This window comes from Microbacterium alkaliflavum, from assembly GCF_044325405.1.
GTDB classification, from domain to species: Bacteria; Actinomycetota; Actinomycetes; order Actinomycetales; family Microbacteriaceae; genus Microbacterium; species Microbacterium alkaliflavum.
In genome coordinates, this window is the sequence record NZ_JBIQWL010000002.1 from 482,127 (window position 1) to 502,312 (window position 20,186).

General features: G+C 70.3%; 9 protein-coding genes. 1 reads left to right on the forward strand and 8 read right to left on the reverse strand.

Annotated features, from left to right (window positions below):
- Positions 1-40: 40 nt before the first annotated feature.
- Positions 41-2,044 carry an ArnT family glycosyltransferase gene (locus ACH3VR_RS07255; RefSeq protein WP_396640081.1) on the forward strand — a complete coding sequence of 668 codons (2,004 nt, stop codon included), beginning with the start codon at positions 41-43 and terminating at the stop codon, positions 2,042-2,044.
- A gap of 12 nt (positions 2,045-2,056) precedes the next feature.
- Here ACH3VR_RS07255 and ACH3VR_RS07260 read toward each other — a convergent pair whose 3' ends face one another.
- The 8 genes from ACH3VR_RS07260 to uxaC form a co-directional block, all read right to left on the reverse strand.
- Entirely contained in the window at positions 2,057-7,966 is a 5,910-nt protein-coding gene (locus tag ACH3VR_RS07260) for a toxin TcdB middle/N-terminal domain-containing protein (RefSeq protein ID WP_396640082.1), read from the reverse strand.
- Between the two features lie 14 nt (positions 7,967-7,980).
- Positions 7,981-11,697: a Tc toxin subunit A-related protein gene (locus ACH3VR_RS07265; protein WP_396640083.1), complete on the reverse strand. Its 3,717-nt coding sequence runs from the start codon at positions 11,695-11,697 to the stop codon at positions 7,981-7,983.
- Positions 11,698-11,778: 81 nt separating this feature from the next.
- Entirely contained in the window at positions 11,779-12,798 is a 1,020-nt protein-coding gene (locus ACH3VR_RS07270; RefSeq protein WP_396640084.1) for a LacI family DNA-binding transcriptional regulator, read from the reverse strand.
- Positions 12,799-12,898: 100 nt separating this feature from the next.
- Positions 12,899-14,137 (reverse strand): D-mannonate dehydratase ManD, encoded by a 1,239-nt coding sequence (gene manD / locus ACH3VR_RS07275; RefSeq protein WP_396640085.1) that lies wholly within the window; start codon positions 14,135-14,137, stop codon positions 12,899-12,901.
- Positions 14,138-14,149: 12 nt separating this feature from the next.
- Positions 14,150-15,922 (reverse strand): beta-glucuronidase, encoded by a 1,773-nt coding sequence (gene uidA, locus ACH3VR_RS07280; RefSeq protein ID WP_396640086.1) that lies wholly within the window; start codon positions 15,920-15,922, stop codon positions 14,150-14,152.
- Positions 15,923-15,954: 32 nt separating this feature from the next.
- Positions 15,955-17,343 carry an MFS transporter gene (locus ACH3VR_RS07285; protein ID WP_396640087.1) on the reverse strand — a complete coding sequence of 463 codons (1,389 nt, stop codon included), beginning with the start codon at positions 17,341-17,343 and terminating at the stop codon, positions 15,955-15,957.
- Positions 17,344-17,415: 72 nt separating this feature from the next.
- Entirely contained in the window at positions 17,416-18,768 is a 1,353-nt protein-coding gene (locus ACH3VR_RS07290) for a mannitol dehydrogenase family protein (protein WP_396640088.1), read from the reverse strand.
- Entirely contained in the window at positions 18,765-20,168 is a 1,404-nt protein-coding gene (gene uxaC / locus ACH3VR_RS07295; RefSeq protein WP_396640089.1) for a glucuronate isomerase, read from the reverse strand. Before uxaC ends, ACH3VR_RS07290 begins: the two co-directional genes overlap by 4 nt.
- Between the last annotated feature and the right edge of the window lie 18 nt (positions 20,169-20,186).

Below are 20,186 nucleotides of genomic sequence, written 5' to 3' on the forward strand. Positions count from 1 at the left end.
GGCATAACCGGGTGAATGGTCGCATCATTACGTTCTGCTCGTGACATCCATCGTCGAGAGCCGCGGGCTCGAGCGGCCCGCCTCCGCGGCATCCCTGCGAACTCCCCGATGGACGGCCTGGCACACGGGGCTCGTGCTGCTCGCCGTGGGCGCCGGCCTCCTCACCGTGTGGTCGGTGTGGACCGGTTCGCGATCGGACTACTACGCCTCGATCGCGCTGTCGATGAGCAAGACCTGGCCGGACTTCTTCTTCGGGGCGATCGATCCTGCGGGAACCGTGACGCTCGACAAGATCCCCGGCTCCTTCTGGATCCCCGCGCTGTTCGTGAAGGCGTTCGGGTTCTCGACCTGGACCGTCGTGCTGCCCAACGCTCTGGCAGCCGTGGGCGCCACGGTGATCGTCGCCGTCACCGCGAAGCGGCTGCTGAACCCGACGGCGGGTCTGCTCGCGGGCGCCGTCGTGGCGACGACGCCGATCCTCGTCGCGGTCGCCCGGTCGAACCAGCCCGAGACGTTCTTCGTGCTCGGATTGAGTGCGGTCGCTTGGGCATCGGCGAAGGCGCTCACGCGCCGCAGCTTCGGCTGGCTCCTCGCGGCGGGCGGTTTCATCGCCCTCTCGTTCCAGACCTACATGCTCGAGGCGTGGGCCGTCTGGCCCGCCCTCGCGGCAGCGTGGCTGTTCACCCGGGCACCGTGGTGGCGCAAGCTCTGGCAGCTCGGCATCGCGGGAGTCCTGAGCCTCGCGGCATCCCTCCTCTGGATCATCGTCGTGTCCCTCGTGCCCGCCGGTTCGCGCCCCTACATCGGCAGCACACTCGGCAACAGCCCGTGGGAGATGGTGTTCGGCTACAACGGTCTCGGCCGGTTCGGCGAGGCGACGGCGGACACGACGGCCTATCGATCGTTCACGCCGCCGTTCTCGGGCGATCCGGGCGTGTTCCGGCTCTTCAACGAACAGCTCGCGGGTCAGATCGCCTGGCTTGTCCCGACGGCGCTGCTCGCGATCGTCGTGCTCTGGGTGCTGCGCTTCCCCCGGCCCGTGACGGTGCTGCTGGGCGTGTGGCTGGTGACCTTCGCGGCCATGTTCTCAGCCGTCGCCGGCATGCACCAGTTCTACACGGCGGCGCTCGCGATCCCGATGGCTCTCGCGATCGGCCTCGCCTTCGCCCTCGCGCGCCGGCGTCGCGTCACGTGGGCTCAGGTCAGCATGCTCGCCCTCGCCGCCGTCACGGCGCTCGGGATCGGGTTCACCTACGGCGGCTACTCGATCGCCGTCGCCGTGGCGCAGGCCGCCCTCGCGGGCATCGCGATCGCAGTGATCCTGCGCGAGCGCCTGCGCGGACGCGGCGGTCACGCGGCGGTCGCGGCGCTGGCCGGCGCCGCGATGCTGCTCACTCCCCTGGTCTGGTCGGCCGTGGCGATCGCGAACCCCAGCTCGACCAACCCCGTCGCGGGCGGAGTCGCCGACGTCGGCATGCGCGGCTTCGCAGCGCCTGGTGGCGCCGGCGGCTTGGGCGGCGCGAACCCAGGCGGTCAGGGCTTCCCGGGCCAGGGAACCCGCGGCTTCCGGAACGGCCCTGGTGCGGGCGTGACGCAGGGCAGGCCGCAGGGCGCTCCCCCGGCCAACCAGGGCGGCTTCGGCGGCGCGGGGTTCGGCGGCTCCGGCGACGACACGGCGCTTATTGCGTACCTGCGGGAGCACTCGAGCGGCGGAGAATATCTCGCGGCCACGTTCGGCGCCCAGTCGGCGGCGGGCCTCATCATCGCGTCCGACGGCGGGTCGTTCCTGCCGATCGGCGGCTTCAACGGTGCCGACCCGGTGCCGACCCTCGAGCGCTTCCAGCAGCTCGTCGCCGACGGCGACGTGCGCTACGTGATCACGACGGGACGCGGCGGCCCGAGCTTCGGGGGCCAGGCGGGCTTCGGCGGCCAGACCGGCTCGGGCGCGATCCTCGACTGGGTCGAGCAGAGCTGCACCCAGCCGAGCGACTCGCCGAGCAGCACCCTCTACGAATGCACGGGAACCGCGACGTCGGGGATCTGATCGGTCCGGTGGTCACCATCTGATGCTGGGGTTCGCTCCGGACGGCGGCCAGTTGTTGTCGTTCTTGTAGGCCCAGTACTCGAAGGGGTTGTCGTAGTAGGCGGCGGTCTCGATGAAGCTGCCGTAGCTCTGGTCGGTGTGCCAGAACCACGCGATGCTGCCGACGATGAACCCGCCGACCGCCCACACGATGTAGCCGCCCTGGAAGATGGGGCCGAAGAACCGCTGCTGCCAGATGTGCAGCTCCTCGTGGTTGGCGATGAACGACGTGTCCACCGAATGCGTGCCGAGGCCGGCGTTGGAGATCACGTTGCCCTCAGTGAAGGCGAAGTCCTTCTTGAGCGCGAAGCCGCCTTCGTACACGTGCCGGTTCTGGCGACGGCTGAGGTCGTCCCGATAGTTCGCGTCGCTGTAGAACAGATTGATGATGTGGACGATGTTGCCCAGCGACGTCCCGATGAGGCTCCACGTCGAATCGGACAGGAAGGCGAACCAGCCCGAGGGGCTCGACCAGTCGTAGATGCCGTGGATGCCGCCCACGAAGCCGTTCATCCCGCCCATCACGAGCCCGATCGGGCCCGCGACCGTCCAGCCCAGCCACGCGCCGGCCGCCGTCGTGAGTCCCGTCTCGAGCGCCGTCAGCAGGCTCCCCCAGCCCTGGCCATTGGCCAGCCCGTAGATCAGACCGCCCACGAACCCGACGACGAAGCCCGCCGCCAGCACGATGAGGTCGTCGATGCCGAACCACAGGCCGGACGGGTCCTTGAAGGCGATGGGGTTGTTCAGGGCATAGGAGTACACGTTGAAGCCCTGAGGGAGCCGGACCGCCTTGTTCGGATGCTCCAGCACATACCAGTCGGGCGAGAGGAACCGCCCGATCGACGGCAGGTAGAAGCGCGCGCCGAGCGGAACGATGCCGAAGCCGGCCTCCATCTCGCGGCCGAGGAAGAGGCTCGCCGAGTTCGGGTCGAGGGCGCTGCCGAACGGGTTCATCCGCTGGCTCTCGACCTCCGCGCCGGAGGAATCGGTCGCGAGCACGACCGACCCGAGGTGGTCGAGCAGGTGATAGGTCCGTTCGGCGGCGCCGTTCGTCGTCTCGATGCTCGCGATGAGCGTGCTCTCGAGGTAGATGCGGCACGTCGTCCGCTCGTCGTGCCGAGTCCACAGTCCGGCGGCGGTCAGCGTCGTCGACACCGAACCGTCGGCATGCGTGACCGTCCGCCGCACCTCCCGGTTCTGCGGGTCGTACGCGACGCGCATGACGGCGCCGTCCCCGCGCGTCGCGGTCGTCAGACGCATCTGCGGATCGAGCGCGACGGCCGACAGTCCGAATCCCGCCACGATCTCGCCACGCTCGCCGTACGACACCGCGGTCGCGGGCCCGCCGCCCGACGACACCGCGGTGACCCGGTTCGGATGCACGGCGTCGGCGTATCCGAGGGTCAGCGGCGTCGACTCGTCGAACGACGTGAGATTTCCCCGGTCGTCATAGGCGTAGGCGTGCTGACGCAGCACCGCTCCCCCCGGCCCGCCGTCGCGGACCGTGGCCGCCGTCAGCCGGCGGAGTCCGTCATACGCGTACTCGTGGTGCTCGGCGCCGAATGAGCCGGCGTCCGAGACCGACGTCACCGCGCCGATCGCGTCGAACCCGTACCCGAGCGACCGGAGCTCGACGCCGCCGGCGTCGACCGCCCTGCGTCGGGTGATCCGCTGACCGATCTCGTCGCGCGTGAGCTCGATCCGCACGCCGTTCGCGGCGCGCCAGGCCAGCACCTGTCCGTCAGCGGCGTGCTCGATGTCGTCAGCGACTCCGACGACGCGTGTCACGGCCCCGCTCGCATGGCGCTCGTACGCGACGGAGTTGCCGTCGGGGTACGCGACGCTCGCGAGCTGGCCCTGCCGGTCGTAGGTGCGCGTGACGGCCATCGTGTCGGCATCCACGTTCCACTCCTCGCGGACAGGGCGCCCCGCGTGGTCGTAGCTGTAGCGGCACCGCACATCGCCCTCGTCGACGACCGCCACGCGCCCCTCGAGGAACCTGCCGGCGGCGGGATGCGCGGCATCCGGATCCACGTCGTAGTGCACCGTGCGCAGACGCGTGTCGCCTGTCGGGGCATGGTGATCGATCGCCGTGACCCGTCCGAGCGCGTCGAACGAGAAGCGCAGCGACGTGCCGTCGGGATCGACCCTCTCGACGAGGCGTCCGGCCGCGTCGCGGTAGTACGTGCGGGTGCCGGCATCCGCCTGTGTGATGCGGATCGGCTCGCCGGGTCCTGCGTGCACCCACGCCGCCTGCGCCGGTCCGCCACCCTCCCGCAGCGCCGTGATCCGCCCGTCGAGTTCGAGATCGTAGCGGGTCGTGATGATGTGACCCGGTGCGGCGACGGAATCCAGCTGCGCGAGGCGCCCGTGCGCATCGAAGTGCTCGGTGCGCAGCACCGCACCGGCTGCCGCCGGATCGCGATGGACGACGGTGAACGGGGTGCGCTCGACCATGAATCCCGCTTCTGAAGGCCCGTGGCTCTCGAGGACGAGCGCGTCGCCGTCGTAGACCGTGCGCACCGCGGAGGCGGGAACGATCGCGGGGCGACCCGGCCAGGCCAGCGTCGCGCCGAACTCGGGCGCGAGGGCCGCCGCGACGAGACCGCGCGTGTTCACGACGCGGCGATCCGTCACCGACGTGCGCGCCGACCCGTCGGCCGCCGCGGGCGCGACGGCGACGGTCGCCGCCTTCGCGCCGAAGCCGTCGAGGAACGTCCGGGCGACCCCCGCGGCCGTCGTGGTGAGCGGGTCGACTGCGAGGAGCTCCTCGCGCGTGAGCCCGGTCTCCAGCACCGAGAACGACGTCATCGATGCCGGCACCGAGGCCGTGTCGGTCACCCAGGCCTTCACGAGCTGCCACGCACCGGAATCGTCGGTCTCCGACTGCGCGATGAGCCGGCCCAGCGCGTCGAACTCCGCGCGCGTGCCCCGTCCGTCCGGCATGAGGGTCTCGGCGGGCTCGCAGGAGCGCAGATCGAAGGTCGTCGTGCAGACACGTCCGAGCGCGTCGACCGTCGTCACCGGGAACAGCGAGTCCGCATCGTAGGCGAACACCATCGCGGCGCCCATCGGATCGTGCTGCTCGAGCACGTTGCCGTGACCGTCGCGCCGCGCGCTGTACGTGCGGGCGTACCACCCCGCGGTGTCGCCGCCGTCGAGGCGGAGGTATCCCAGTGCTGCGAAGTCGCGGCCGCCCGCGTAGTCGGCGGGCAGGCGGCTGTCGAGGAGGCGCGCCTCGAGCACCGACGTGACGAGCCCGCTCGTCGCCTGTCCTTCCGGAAGGCCGACGAAGGGGGCTCCGTCGTAGTGCGTGATGCGCGCGGAGTTGACGATGCCGTCGGCGTCGAGCATGACGGATCGCGACGGCAGGTGCACGAGCCAGTGCGCCTCGTCCGCGACGTATGCCAGCCGCTCCTGGGAGCGGAGGGCGTCGCCCGGCGCATCGGAGGCGAACGCGGTCCGCGTGCGCAGCGTCGGGTGCCCGTGGGCGTCGAACGACGACAGCTCGGTGACCTCGACGCGGTCCGGTCCGCCTGCGGGGCCCGCGAGCTCGGTCGTCTCGATGCGCACGACGTGCGGGAACCACACCGAGGCGTTCGCTCCGCCGTCGTGCTCGAGGCGTGCGTCCCACGTCTGCGTGGAGCGGTTCCGGTCGATCCACGCCTCGCCCACCCGCGTCCGGCCCGAGGTCGCCGTCAGGGAGCCCGCGAGCGCACGCTGCCTCTCGCGCTCGACGAGATCGAGCTCGTCGGGTTCACCCTGGAAGAACTCGACCTCCTGACGCGTGGCCGGCATCGAGTCGTCCCCCGCCTGATCGACGCTGACCCTGCGGAACCCGCGGAACTCCCGGTTCCAGCCGTCGTACACGCCGTCGTGATAGCTCATGGTCGACGTCGACTCGCGTCCCGAGACGGCGTCGAGCTCGGTGAGGGAGGCGACGACGTTGACGACCATCGGCAGAAGGCTCGACCAGGGCGCACCGGAGGCCTCGTCGGCCTCCCGCATCGAGGTCGTCGTCGCGTACGCCATGCGGTAGGCCCCGCCCATGCCGTTGTCGATCGCGGTCAGCAGGCGCGGAGCCGTGCCGCCGGCTGCGAAGCGCAGCAACCGGATGCCGCTGTCCTGGGCATCCCGCTGCGGGACCGTCCACGCGAATCCCGGCCGCCCATCCCCCAGCAGATCGGCGACGAGCGCCCGCCTGCCGGCGGGCGGTGCGATCGGCAGCTCGACCGGGGGCGCGAACCGCAGGCCCGACTGGTTGATCCAGACGGTGGTGACCGTGTCGCCGAGATAGACGACGTCCGCGCAGCCGTCGCCGTCGATGTCGACGACGTGGAGCCTCTCGTCGCGGTAGCCCGGCGGGAGCACGGGCGGACTCGCCATGTCGACGGCGTCGTCGAAGGAGGCGTCGCCGTTCGACGGCCAGTACACGACCTGGCCGCTGCGCACCGAGATGAGATCCTGCAGCCCGTCGCCGGTCATATCGGCCAGCCGCACACCACGCTCGCCGAACAGCGCCGACGGACGGTCCGCCCCGCTGCCGAGGACGACCGGCGGTTCCACCATGCCGTCCGCGCCGAGCCTGAAGACGACCGTCGCGTCGCGTCCCGTCCACAGCACATCGGTGACACCGTCGCCGTCGACATCGGTCAGCCGCGTGTCGGGGGCATCGAGCCGGACGCTCGGCCGTTCGGCGAACAGTTGCGGCGAAGGGTCGAATCCCCCGGATCCGTCGGCGTGGAACCACATCGACAGGCGCTGATCGGTCGCGAACAGGTCGACGCGACCGTCGCCGTCGAGGTCGGCGAGCGCCACGTTCGCGCGGGTGAGCGAGACCGATGCCGGCAGGTCGCCGACCGGGAACGGCCCGTCGTAGGCGCCGTTCGCCCGGCGCCAGCGAAGCGCGCTGCCTGCCGTGATGCTGAGGACCTCCGGCACGCCGTCGCCGTCGAGGTCCGCGAGCATGGTCCCCGGCTGATCGAGGCCCGGGGGCGGGATGAGGGCCGGCAGCGCGACGACGTCGGCGTTCGCGACGTCGAACGGCGTGTACTCGAACGTCAGCGCCGGCTCGGCCACGCGATCGGGGCCCTCGCCTGCCGAGAGCTCGACACGATGCAGCAGCGAGACGCCGTTCGCCGCGGCGACGTACTCGAACTCCCACGTGCGCAGGCGGGTCGGATCGGCGCGTTCGGACACGAGGTCGATCGACGTGACGCGCCGGGTGAGCGTGCGGGCGAAGCCCGCACGCCGATCCGTCGAAGCGTCGGCGCGTGTCTCGTGATGGAAGAGCAGTGCGAAGACCGACCACTCCACCTTGGTCAGCCAGAGGCGGCCGCCATCGGCCTCGTAGGTGTACCGGATGCTGTTGCCTGCGGCATCCGTCTCCTCCTCCAGCAGCCATGCGAACACGGCGCCGGCGGGGCCCGTCTCCCGCGTGGTGGAGGTGATCCCCAGCCGGCGCGTGCCGCCCTTGCCGTCGCGGATGCGCCAGCCGTCGCCGTCGCGCTCGATGAGCCACGACTGCGTGTCGGTGCGAGGCCGGAACCGGCCGCCGCCGACGGGCACGAGGGTCTCGGCGCCGCCGAGCGTGAACGTGTCACTGTCGTCGTATGCGGGTGCGCCGCGGTCGCTGCGCCTGTCGATCCGCAGCGGCTCGTACCGCCAGCCGAGGCCGAAGGGCCCGTTGCCCGCACCCGTCGAATACGTGACCGAGACCTGCGGCTGCAGATCGTTCGGACCCTTGGGCAGCTTGAGCGGAACGGCGTAGTTGCCGGTGCCGCGCACCAGGTCGGGCTGGAACCGGTCGCCGAGCGGAGAGATGCCCCCGCCCCCGCCGGGCACGTCGGTCAGGCCGGGTGCGACTCCCGTGTCTTCGCGCATGACAGGCCCCCGAGTCAGAGCGCTTCGGCGGGATACTCGAACGAGTAGTCCAGCCCCAGCTGAAGACTCACGACGCGATCGAAGTGCAGGCCCGCCCCGTCGGTGAGCGACGCGCCACCCGTGACGGCGAACTGCCAGTCGCCGATGGGCGTCGACCCGACGAGGGCAGGTGCCGCCGCCGTGAGGTCGGCCACGCCGTTCGCATCGGTTACGACGTCGGTCTGCGTCCCGCTGGGCGCGACCACGTGGAGGGAGATTCCGGATGCCGCGACCCCCGCCTTGGCGACGACGCGCAGGTGCACGGAGTCGATGGCGAAGGACTCCTGGTTGGCGGGCATCCGCACCTCGTCGAGCCGCACGGCGGCCGTGCCGGAGCGGTAGAAGCCGTACCATGCCTCCGGGAAGTCGTAGCGCAGGTCGAAGTCGCGCACCCGGTTCAGCTCGCCCGCCCGCGGCGGCGCCGCGAGCACGCTGGACCGCAGCGCCGAGTCGAACAGGGCCGTGTAATAGACGACGATGCGCACATCGACGATCCGTGCGAAGTCGAACTCGTTGCTGCGCTTGGGCAGGTGCAGCTGCCACGTCGTGCCCAGGCCGATGCCCTGGAAGAGCCCTCGGACCCCCGTCTCGGCGGTGAAGACGAAGACGTCGTCGCGCAGCCGGTACTCCGACACGGCCATCGTGTCGACGACGTGCGTGCGCTGGGCGACGCCTCCCGTCCGCGTGCGGTAGCGGGTCACGCCGCCCGCCGTCAGGGTGCCGTTGATCCCGTCCTCGGGCACGAGGCCGACGAACTCGAGCTCGACTGCCTCGATCCGCTGGCCGTAGTAGCCGGCGTGCAGGCGATCGAACTCGTAGAGGTCGGTCTCGAAGCTGAGCAGGCCCGTGGCGCGGAACGCGGCCATCTGCGCGGGGTACGCCTCGGCGATCGAGATGACGTCCTTGATCCGGCTGCTCTTGCGCACCTTCGTGACGATGGCCTGGTAGGTGAACGATTCGATGTCGTCGATCAGTCCGTCGCCGCCGAGCAGCTTGACCTCGCCGCCCGGACCGGAGGACACCACGAATCCGTAGTCGGCCTTGATGACGCTCAGAGAGGTGTCGTTCTCGAAGTTGTACGCCCGCTCCATGAGCTTCGCGATGCGGATCGCGCGCCACATGTAGTCGCGGGTGATGTCCTTCATGACCGATGCCATCATCGACCAGGCATCCGCCGAGAAGAGGTTCGCATCGAACGCGTCGAGCGATGCCGAGGCGAGCTGCGACTTCTGCAGCGCGGCCTGCCACGCGATCTCGGCGCCGAGCTCGCGGTGCTGCGCCGACTGCACCTGCTCCTGCGCGACCGGGATGGCCGCGTTCAGCTCCGCGATGTTGTCCTGCATCTTCGCGAGCTCATAGGCCCGGTTCTTCCGGCCGGCGCTGAAGACGTACGCCGCCGCGAGCTTGCCGCGCTCCCCCGAGATGCTCTCGCCGCGATCGAGCTTGTCGGCGAGTTCGCTGATCTCGCTGAACCACGAGTTCGAGCCCATGCCCTGTGCCGTCGACGCCGCCTGCGACCAGATCTGCGTCCAGCTCGAGGCGGCATAGTCGTCGCGCTGCCGGATGGCGTCCTGCAGCCGCCTGTTCGCGAGGTCAAGGGCGGCCTGCGCGGACTGCCGGTCGTCGACTGCCGACAGGTACTGCTGACGCTGGGCCTCGGCCTGCGCCTGCGCCATGGCGACGGCCGCCTCGAGGTCGCGCCGCGTGGCCTCGGTCGCCTCCTGACGGGTCTTGAAGTTGACGTAGTCGCGCTCGGCCTGCACGGCCTCGGCGGCGAAGCCCTTCGCGACCGACTGGAGGTACTCGAAGGTGTGGATGGGCGAGAGCGCGAGGCCGTAGTAGTCGAGCCCCTGCAGGATCTGCTGGATGAATCCGAAGGCCGTCAGCACGAGGGAGGCGATCTCCCACTGCACGCTCGGCAGCGGCCGGTCGGCGAGGTGCTGGATGAGTCCCCGCGCGACGTCGGCGGGAGTGTGCAGCCCTGCCGTGGTGAACAGCGTGGACGCCGGGACGTTCCCCTGGTCGTCGATGACCTTTCCGTACTGCGCCTTCGCCCCGTCGACGTTCTCCGCCCGGTAGAGCACGCTGCCCCACTCCACGGCATTCTTCGCAAGACGGATCCACAGTGCCGTCGACTCGATCGGATCGTTGAGATACGAGTAGCCCGCGGCCTCGACGTAGCTCTCCTCGGCGAGCCCGTGCTGGCCGAGCTCGAACCGCGTGTCGCCGATCTTGACGGGCAGCACATAGGCGTACAGGTGCGTCAGATAGTAGGTCGTCGTGGACGACTGACCGGCGACGATGCCCAGATCGATCAGCTTCGTGGCGGTGATGCGCCGGCGGTAGACGGCGTCGGCGATCTTCCCGGCGGCGGGCATCGCCCCGTCTTCGATTCCCAGCGTGACGATGTCGGTGCCGACGTTGATGCCGACGGCCCAGTCCTTCGTCACCGCCGCGCGGTCGGCGGGATCGACGACGGTCGTCGTCGTCCAGCCGTCGACCCTTCCGGGAAGTCGCACGCCGAGCGTCTCGGGGTCCTTGTCGCGGACCGCCGCGAGCACTTCCGGCGATCGCGAGTCGAGGCCCCCGAGCAGGCCCGCCGAAGCGGCGAAGGTCGTCGCGATCGGGATGCCTGCGACCCCGCCGTCGTCGACGCGGTTCAGCCGGTCCACGAGGACGCGATCGATGGGCGCGTCGACACGCGCACGGAGGCGATCGAGCGGGCGGACGAGCCCCACCGGCACGTCGCGGTTGTCTCGCCGGAGGCCACCGGGCACGCGGATGCCGCCGCCCGGCACGGCTCCGCCTGGCGCGGCTCCGCCTGGCGCGGCTCCGCCTGGCGCGGCTCCACCCGGTGCAGCCGGGTCGGGTGCGTCGGTGATGGCGCCGCGCGCCTTGTCGAAGAGCTTGTCGGCCGCGGCCTGGTCTCCCGTCAGCGCGACCGCGATGCCCTGCGTGTGGACGGCATGCGCAGCGCCGATCTTGTCATCGGCGGCGGTGAAGGCATCCGCTGCGTGCGCGGCGACTTTCGCGGCCTCTTCGCCCTGCCCCGTCTGCACGAGCGCCGTCGCGAGGGTCAGCATCGTCGCGCCCACCGTCTGCTTCTCCACGTCGGGCGCGCCGGCCGCCTCGAGGGCGCTCTTCAGGAGCGGGACGGCGAGCTCGGGCTTGCCGTCGGTGATCAGTGCGAGCGCCTGGTTCGAGGCGAGGCCGAGATCGGCCCGCGCCTCCTGCGTCGGCCGGAAGCCCGTGGTGGTGAATCGCACCAGGTCGGGTTCCACGGCCGCGGTGGCGATCAGCCCCGTCACCGGCACGGGATCGACGGCGGTCGGGCGGATGACGCCGGCGAGGTTGGCGGACGCCTCGAGCAGGGAGTTCTCGAGCACGGCGCCGATCGGGAGCGGGGGACGATGGACGTCGCCCAGCCAGGTGTGCACGTCGAATCCCGGGTGCAGGAACCGGTAGATCAGTCCGCGGGCCCGCTCGTACCCGTCGAGTGCCGCTGAATACGACTGCCGCTGGTACGCCGCGTCGGCGTCGGCGATCGCGAGCTCGACTTCGGCGACCGCGGCCTTCGCCGCGTCGGATGCACGGCCCGACCCGGCCACGGCCATGTCGGCGACGAGTGTCGCCCTCTCTCGAAGGATCGGGGATACGGCAAGAAAGGTCGCAGAGGCGTCGTTGAATTCCATGGGTGGGCCCTCCAGTCTCATGAGAGAAGAGCCGACGACCTCCGGCGTGATACACGGCGGCGGGAGGCCGATTCATCCAGGTCAGGCCGGTCCCGTGGACCCCCGTACGATGAGCTCGGTCGCCAGGAGCTCCTCCTCCGACGTCGCGTCCTGATCCTCGAGTCGCGAGACCAGATACGACGACGCGCGGCGTCCGGCGAGCCCGAGCTGACTGCGCACCGTGGTGAGGGCGGGGACGATGAGCTCACTGCCGAAGATGTCGTCGAAGCCGGCGACGCTCATCTGGCCGGGGACCCGCACGCCCGCGCTCGACATCGCCTGCATGAGGCCGATCGCGATGAGGTCGTTGAACGCCACGACGGCGGTGACCTTCGCGGCCCGCACGCGGCGGAACGCTTCCCGCCCGCCGTCGATGGTCGGGGCGTTGGGGCCGATCTCGACCAGGCCCATTCCGCGTCGTTCGGTCTCCTCGAGCAGGTGCTCCCACCGCTGCGCGCTCACCCACGACGTCGCAGGACCGGACAGGAACGCGATCGAGCGGTGGCCGAGGTCGTGCAGGTGGGTCAGGAGCGCCGCGACGCCCTCTTCGACATCGGGCAGGATCGCGGCGACGCCGTCCACGGCGCGGTTGATGAGGACGACGGGCTTCTGCGCGGCGAGTTCGCGGATGACGTCGCTTTCGAGCCGGCTCGTAGCCAGGATGATGCCGTCGACGCTGGGCAGCAGGCGCTGGACCGCCTCGGCCTCGGCATCGCTCGATTCCTGGGACTCGGCGATGACGAGGGTGTAGCCCCCGGCACTGGCGGCGCTCTCGGCGCCGCGGACGATGTCGAAGACGACGGGGTTGGTGATGTCGGCGACGACGAGAGCCAGGGTGCTCGTGCGGCCGGTGTGCAGGGCGCGCGCCATCGGGTTGATGCGGAAGCTCAGCTGCTCGGCGGCCGCCCGGATGCGGGCCTCCGTGGGGGCGCTGATGCGTCCGGGCTTCCCGAGCGCCCGCGACACGGTCGACGGGCTGACGCCGGCGAGCTCCGCGACGTCGTAGATCGTCGCCGCGCCACCCTTCCGGCGAGCCTTGTCCGCTCCCGCGTCACTTGCCATACGACCTCCACCACGGTGCTGCCGTCTCGACAATATCGGTCCTGGCGGGCGTGGCATCGATTGCCACGCCCGCCTCAGTGAAGTATCCGCGCCCTTTTGCTCACCAGTCGTGGACGGTGCCGTCCAGCAGGCGGTTGTACGGCAGGTAGGCCTGCGCGTACGGGTACTTGCCCGCTTCGTCGACATCGAGGTCGACGCCCAGTCCAGGCTTGTCGCCGGGGTGCAGGTAGCCGTCCTGCCAGGTGAAGGACTGCTGGAAGACCTGGTCGGTCTTCGCGCCGTGGCGCATGTATTCCTGGATGCCGAAGTTGTGGATCGCGAGTCCCAGGTGCATCGCGGCGGCCATCCCGACCGGGGAGATGTCGGTCGGTCCGTGCATTCCGGACTTGATCTGGTACATCGCCGCGTACTCGAGGGTCTTCTTCAGCGGGCTGATTCCGCCCATGTGCGTCACGGCGCCGCGCACGTAGTCGATGAGCTGATCGCGGATGATGTCCTTGAAGTCCCACACGGTGTTGAAGATCTCGCCGATCGCGAGCGGCGTCGTGGTGTGCTGGCGAACGAGTCGCAGCGCCTCCTGGTTCTCCGCGGGCGTGCAGTCCTCGAGCCAGAACAGGTCGTACGGCTCGAGGTCCTTGCCCAGTCGCGCCGCCTGGATCGGCGTCATCCGGTGGTGACCGTCGTGCAGCAGCGGGATGTCGGGGCCGAACTCGTTGCGCACCGCCTCGAAGACACCGGGCAGGTGGTTCAGGTACGCGCGGGTGTCCCAGTCCTCCTCGACCGGCTTCGCGCCGCGACGGGCCGGCTCATGGTCGTAGCGGACCGACGCGTCGCCGACGTCGGCGCCCTGCGCCGCGATGCCGTAGATCGCCTTCAGCGTGGGCACCCCGGTCTGCACCCGGATCGCCTTGTACCCCTGTTCCTGGTGGGCGCGGATCGAGTCGAACAGCTCGGGCAGCTCCTTGCCCGAGGCGTGCCCGTACGCCATGAGCCCGTTGCGGGAGGCGCCGCCCAGCAACTGGTAGACCGGCATCCCGGCCGCCTTGCCCTTGATGTCCCACAGCGCCATGTCCACCGACGCGATCGCCGCCATCGTGACGGGGCCCCGCCGCCAGTACGCGGAGCGGTACAGGAACTGCCACGTGTCCTCGATCTTCGAGGCATCCGCTCCGATCAGCAGCGGCACGACGTGCTCGGTCAGGTAGGCGACGACGGCGAGCTCGCGGCCGTTCAGCGTCGCGTCGCCCAGGCCCGTGAGCCCGTCGTCCGTGGTCAGTTTGAGCGTGACGAAGTTCCGGTCCGGACTCGTGACGATCACTTCGGCCTTGTCGATGAACATGGTCTTCTCTCTCTATCTCTCGAGTCGCGTCCAGCGACTCCGCAACGCGTGGGCGGCAGCCTTCGGCTTGCGGTCGCGGGTGAACACGCCCTTCTTGTTGCCGTCGACGCGAATGATCCCGACGGCGGTCTGGAAGTCTGCGAAGTTCCATACCTGCTCGCCGACGAACGACTCGATCCGGTCGAACACCCTGTGGTTCATGTCGAGGTAGGCGACCTGGTACTCCTCGGTCCACGGCTGCGCGAAGACCGAGTGCTGGCCGGCGACCGTATCGGCGCCGTACTCGGTCATGATGATCGGCTTGCCGTAGGCGGCCTCCCAGCCGCGCAGCTCCGCCTCGAGGTGAGCCTCGGCCGCCTCGAGGTCGCCCGTGTCGACATACCAGCCGTAGTAGCGGTTGAGGCACAGGACGTCGAAGAGGTCGGAGATCTTGTCGGTGCCGACCGGCGCCATCATGACGTTGACGAACGTGATGGGGCGCGTGGGGTCGAGCTCGCGTGCGAGTGTCGCGAGCGGCTCGAAATACGGCCGGGACTCGTCGACTCCCGAGTCGGGCTCGTTGGCGATCGACCACATCACGACGCTGGGGTGGTTCTTGTCACGGGCGATGAGCTCGCGGATGGCCTGCGCGTGCGCCTGTTGCGTCTTGTCGTTGACCTGGTCGGGTCCGAAGGTCGGAACGATCGGACCCCCGAGGAGCCCGCCGATGATCGAGTAGTTCAGCCCGACGGCGGCCGTCTCGTCGATGACGACGATGCCGTGCCGGTCGGCGTACTCGAGCACCTCCTCCGCGTAGGGGTAGTGCGAGGTGCGGAACGAGTTCGCCCCGATCCACTTCATGAGCTCGAAGTCGTGCACGAGGTAGGCGTCGTCGTGCCCTTTGCCGCGCACGGCGGTGTCTTCGTGCTTGCCGAACCCGGTGAAGTAGAAGGGCTCGCCGTTGATGAGGAACCGGTTGCCCTCCACCTTCACGGTGCGCACCCCGATCGCCAGCGGGTAGGTGTCGACCACCTCACCGTCCTGTACGACCTCGGCGACGAGCTCGTACAGGTACGCCGCGCCGGGCTGCCACAGCGTGACGTCCACGATGCGGATCTCGCCGCGGGCGCCGTCGGCCGTGCCGACCTCGGCGCCCGCGGCATCGAGGATGCGCACCCGCACGTCGGCGTCGCCGGATGTGACGACCTCGTAGCCGATCACGCCCGCCGCCCCGTCGACGTCGGTGACGACCGTGATGTCGTCGACCCGCGCGGCCGGTGCGCTGTAGAGCCACACCGAGCGCGCAAGTCCCGCGTAGTTGTAGAAGTCGTGCAGGTACGTCTGCTTCTTGCGCCCGCGCTCGTCGACCGTGACCGCCCCCGGCGGGATCGTCTCGTTCGACAGCCGGTTGTCGACGCCGATTGTGAGACGGAACTCCTCACCGGGCCGGACGAGGTCCGTGACGTCGGCTTCGAACGGGGTGTAGCCGCCGACGTGCTCGACCACGAGCGTGTCGTCGATGTAGACGCGGCCGGCGTGGGTCGCGGCATCCACCCGTACGAGTACCCGCTCTCCCGCCCAGCCGCGGGGCACGCGCACCCGGCGCTGGTACCAGACCCAGCCCACGTGGTCGCGGATGGCGCTGTCGACGAAGAGGTCGTTGTAGCTGGCGGGCACGGGCGCTTCGAGCGGGGTGTCGAGCGTCGCCGTCCACGGGGCGTCGCCGGCCGCCGTGTCGAGGGCGAAGCGCCACAGTCCGTCGAGACGGACAAGCTCGCGCGTGGCGGTGGAGCGAGGCTTCAGCATCGGGGGGTCCTTTCGGGTGCAGGTGCCGCGGGTCAGGCGCGGAGGTCGGAGTCGGTGGAGGTCGGGGAAGCCTCGGCCAGTGCCGCCTCTTCCTGGTCGTCGAGCGCACGCTGCGCCGCGGCGTCCTTCGGGTAGATGCGGTACATGAGTGTCCATAGCACGGCGTTGACGGCGTACGGCACCGAGATGACCCAGAACATGAGCGCCTGCAGACCCAGCGAGTCGGCGAGGAAGCCGAACGCGAGGCTCAGGATCGCGGCGAACAGACCCTGGACGAACGAGAAGATGAGGGCGTACGCCGTGGCCACGACGCTCCGGTGCACGACCGAGCCCACGATCGGGAGCACGGCGCCGGGGTGGCCGAGCGAGCTCAGCAGACCAGTCACGAAGACGGCGACATACACCGCGACACCTGTGCCCCAGTCGATCTGGAACAGCAGCGCGGTCGAGACCGCGTAGGCGACGAGGTATCCCTGCATCATGATGACGCGGCCCTTGTAGCCGAACCGCCTCTCGAACCAGTCGCCGAGGAGGCCACCGGCGAAGCCGCTGATGACGGCGCCGAGCATGTAGGCCGACATCAGGAAGGCCGCATCCGCCGTCGTCCATCCGCGGTCGTCGACCCAGTACGTGATGAAGAACGCGAAGAGCACGAGGCTCGTCGTGAGCATGACCTGCAGCGCCATGAACAGGATGGTGCGGTTGCGGAGCAGGCCCACGGCGTCGCGCACATTGAACTTCATGGCGTCGGGGTCGATCGCGCCGACGGGCGTGTGCTTCTTCGGCTCGTGCACGAGAAGGAGGATCAGGATGCCGGAGAAGACGCTGATGCCGCCCATCGCGAACATGCCGTACCGCCAGCCGTCGTCGACATTGGCGAACTGGCCGATGAGGGGCGTCGCGAAGACGGACGCGAACAGCGCGAGGGTCCGCAGTGTGCCGAAGGCCCGGCCGCGCTCCTTCGAGCGGTACATGTCCACGATGAGGCCGTTGCTGATCGGCTCGCTCGCGACGGTGCCGATGACGCCGATGCCGTAGAGGATGAACAGCTGGGTCGAGTCCTGCGCGAAGCCGGCGGCGATCGTCCACAATCCCCACAGACCCGTCGCGATGAACAGGATCCGCTTGCGCCCGTACCGGTCGGCGAGACCTGCCCACACGGGGCCGAAGATCATCCGCGCGAAGCGGCTCATCGCCGTCAGGATGCCGAGGGCACTCGTCTGCAGGCCGAGCGCGTCGCGGATGACGGGGAACAGCGTGTTGACGAGCCCGCCTTCGAAGCCGTCGACGATGCTCGCGAACGCGAGAGCGACGAGGCCGCCGCCACGGCCCTTGACCTTGTCGACCCGCGTCGAGCCGGTGTCGGTGCCGTGGGTGCGCTGCGCCTGCGTGGCGTCGATGGGCTTGCTGATCTCAGTCATCAGAGACCGCCGAACGGTCGAGGTGTGCACGCATGTGATCTCCTTCGGTCATGCGGCGCCGGGTGGCGCGCTCTATGCGGTGGTGAGGTGGTGTGCTGCGGAGGCGAGTTCGAGGAACCCGTCGTCCGTCGCCAGCTGGGGCGAGATGAGGTGGATGAGGGCGCGGGTGGATGCCGGTTCGTTCAGCGGCCGCGCGATGTCGTCGGCGAACGCGTCTTCGGGCACGACGCCGCGGCGCACGGCGTCGATCCACGCCGCGATGGCGCCCGCCGATCCGCGCGGCTCGCCGCCGCGGGCGAGCGTCCGCTCCGCGACGGCCGCGAACCGGTAGCGGACCTTGGTCGTGGCATCCCCCGCGATCTGCGCGAGGCGGTGCACGATGCGCGGGTTGGCGAAGCGGTCGAGGAGGGCGCGCCGGTAGTCGACGTGCTCGATGCCGTCGGGAAGCAGCTGCACGACTTCGTGCCAGAAGTCGTCGACGAGTGCCCGGCACTCGGGGTCGGCGATCGCGGCCGAGACGGTCTCATGGCCGCGCACGAGCCCCGCGAAGGCGAGGATGCTGTGGGCGCCGTTGAGCAGCCACAGCTTGCGGTTCTCCCACGGCGCGAGATCGTCGACGAAGCGCGCGCCCGCGGTCTCCCATGCGGGCCGGCCCGCCGGGAACGCGCCGGAGAGCACCCAGTCGGCGAACGGCTCGGTGACGACGGGCGAGTGGTCGATCCAGCCGGCCGCGTGCACGGCGTCGACGTCGCCGTCGATGCGCGGCGTGATGCGGTCGACCGAGGTGGCGACGAACGAGACGTCCGAGGCGATCCAGCCCGCGAGGACGTCGGACACCTCGGCGGCCAGTGCGACGAGCGCGTGCGAGACGAAGTCCCCGTTGTCGGGGATGTTGTCGCACGGCACGATCGCGATCGGCGCTCCGCCGGCGCGGCGGCGGGCCTCGAGCCCGATCAGCAGGCGTGCGAGCGCGGACTGCGGTGCGGCATCCTGGAGCCGTCCGCTCGCGAAGACCCGCGCGAGTTCGGCGGCGTCGCCTTCGCCGGGGCGGTAGCCGGCCTCGGTCACGGTCAGCGTCACGAGGGCGACCGCGGGGTCGGCGAGGAGCTCGACGAGCCGGTCGACGCGAGCCGCGTCATGGGCCTCGAGGATGCTCGGCACGACCTCGACGCGATCGGCGTCCTCGCTGCGGACGACGAGGCAGTAGAGCCCGTCCTGCTCCTGCAGCAGGTCGGCCTGGAGGGGCGAGCGGCCCGTGAAGGCGGCGATGCCCCAGCCGGCGGCATCCGCCGCGTGCGCCGTGTACCAGGCCTGGTGGGCGCGGTGGAAGTTGCCGAGACCGAGGTGCACGATGCGCACGCGTGTCGGGCGGGCGGATCCGCCCCGCTCGGCGAGCGCGCGGTCGTCCAGGTGTACGGCGTTCACAGCTTGAACGCCTTGCGGGGAACCGCGTCGACGAGGTCGCGCGCGATGCGCCGCGCGGTCGGGAGGCTCACGCGCCCCTCGCGGACGAGACGCGCGAGGAACGACGAGTCGAGGCGCCGGGCCATGTCGTGGCGGGCGGGGATCGAGAGGAAGGCGCGCGTGTCGTCGATGAAGCCGCTGCCCCGGTAGAAACCCGCCGTCTCGGTGACGGCGCTGCGGAAGCGCAGCACTGCGTCGGGCGCATCGAGGAACCACCACGGCGCGCCGATGAAGACGCTCGGGTAGAACCCGGCCAGGGGTGCCACCTCGCGCGAGTAGACCGTCTCGTCGACGGCGAACAGCACGACGTGGAATCCGGGCGCCGTGCCGAAGGCGTTCAGCAGCGGCCGGAGGTTCTGCGTGTACTCGGTGCGCACGGGGATGTCGTGGCCCGTGTCGGGCCCGAAGGCCGCGAACGTCGGCTCGTGGTGGTTGCGGCTCACACCCGGGTGGATCGTCATGACGAGGCCGTCGTCGACACTCATCCGCGCCATCTGGAACAGCATGTGCCCCCGGAACAGGCGCTGCTCGTCGGAGTCGAGCCTGCCCTCGCGGGCCCCGCGGAAGAGCCGCTCGGCGTCGTCGGCGGACAGGTCGGCGGTGAAGGGCTCGAGCACGCCGTGGTCGGTCGAGACCGCGCCGTGGGATAGGAAGTGCGCGCGGCGGTCTTCGAGGGCGCGGAGGTAGCCGTCGAACGAGCCCGGACGGCCCGTCGCGTCCAGGAGCGCGTCGACCCGGTCGGCGAAGACCGCGCCCGCGGGGTCGAGATACGCGTCGGGGCGGAAGGTCGGGATGACGCGGCCCGCGACGGAACCGGTCGCAGTGAGCTCGCGGTGGGTCGCGAGGTCGTCGAGCGGGTCGTCGGTCGTGGCGAGCACCTCGATGCGGAAGCGGTCGAAAAGGGCCCGGGGGCGGAATCCCGGCTCGGCGAGCACGCGCTCGATGCGGTCGTGCACCTCGTCAGCGTTGGCTTCCGACAGCTCGCTGCGCACATCGAAGAGGCTCGCGAGCTCGTGCTGGAGCCAGTACCCGCTCGCCGTGCCGGCGAACCGGTGCCAGTTCTCGGCGAGGCGTCGCCACACGGCGCGCGGTTCGGCCGGACGGGCGGCGTCGAGACCCAGATCGGCGAACGAGACGCCCGACGCGAACAGGAGGCGCGTCACGTAGTGGTCGTGCCGGATCAGGAGGCTGCTCGGGTCGGGGAACGCGGCGTCCTCCAGGAGGAGCACCGGATCGACATGGCCGTGGGGGGAGATGATCGGCGCGTCCACGACCTCCCGATAGAGGTCTTCCGCGATCTCGCGGGTGGCTTCGTCGGCCGGCATGAGTGCCGCTGCGGTGAGCTCGGTCGTCCCTGACATGACACCAGTATGCTCGCG

Bases quoted from the DNA above. Each gene is read 5' to 3' on its own strand.
- ACH3VR_RS07260 (WP_396640082.1), bottom strand. From the start codon at position 7,966: ATGCGCGAAGACACGGGAGTCGCACCCGGCCTGACCGACGTGCCCGGC.
- uidA (WP_396640086.1), bottom strand. From the start codon at position 15,922: ATGCTGAAGCCTCGCTCCACCGCCACGCGCGAGCTTGTCCGTCTCGAC.
- manD (WP_396640085.1), bottom strand. From the start codon at position 14,137: ATGTTCATCGACAAGGCCGAAGTGATCGTCACGAGTCCGGACCGGAAC.
- ACH3VR_RS07270 (WP_396640084.1), bottom strand. From the start codon at position 12,798: ATGGCAAGTGACGCGGGAGCGGACAAGGCTCGCCGGAAGGGTGGCGCG.
- ACH3VR_RS07285 (WP_396640087.1), bottom strand. From the start codon at position 17,343: ATGACTGAGATCAGCAAGCCCATCGACGCCACGCAGGCGCAGCGCACC.
- uxaC (WP_396640089.1), bottom strand. From the start codon at position 20,168: ATGTCAGGGACGACCGAGCTCACCGCAGCGGCACTCATGCCGGCCGAC.
- ACH3VR_RS07265 (WP_396640083.1), bottom strand. From the start codon at position 11,697: ATGGAATTCAACGACGCCTCTGCGACCTTTCTTGCCGTATCCCCGATC.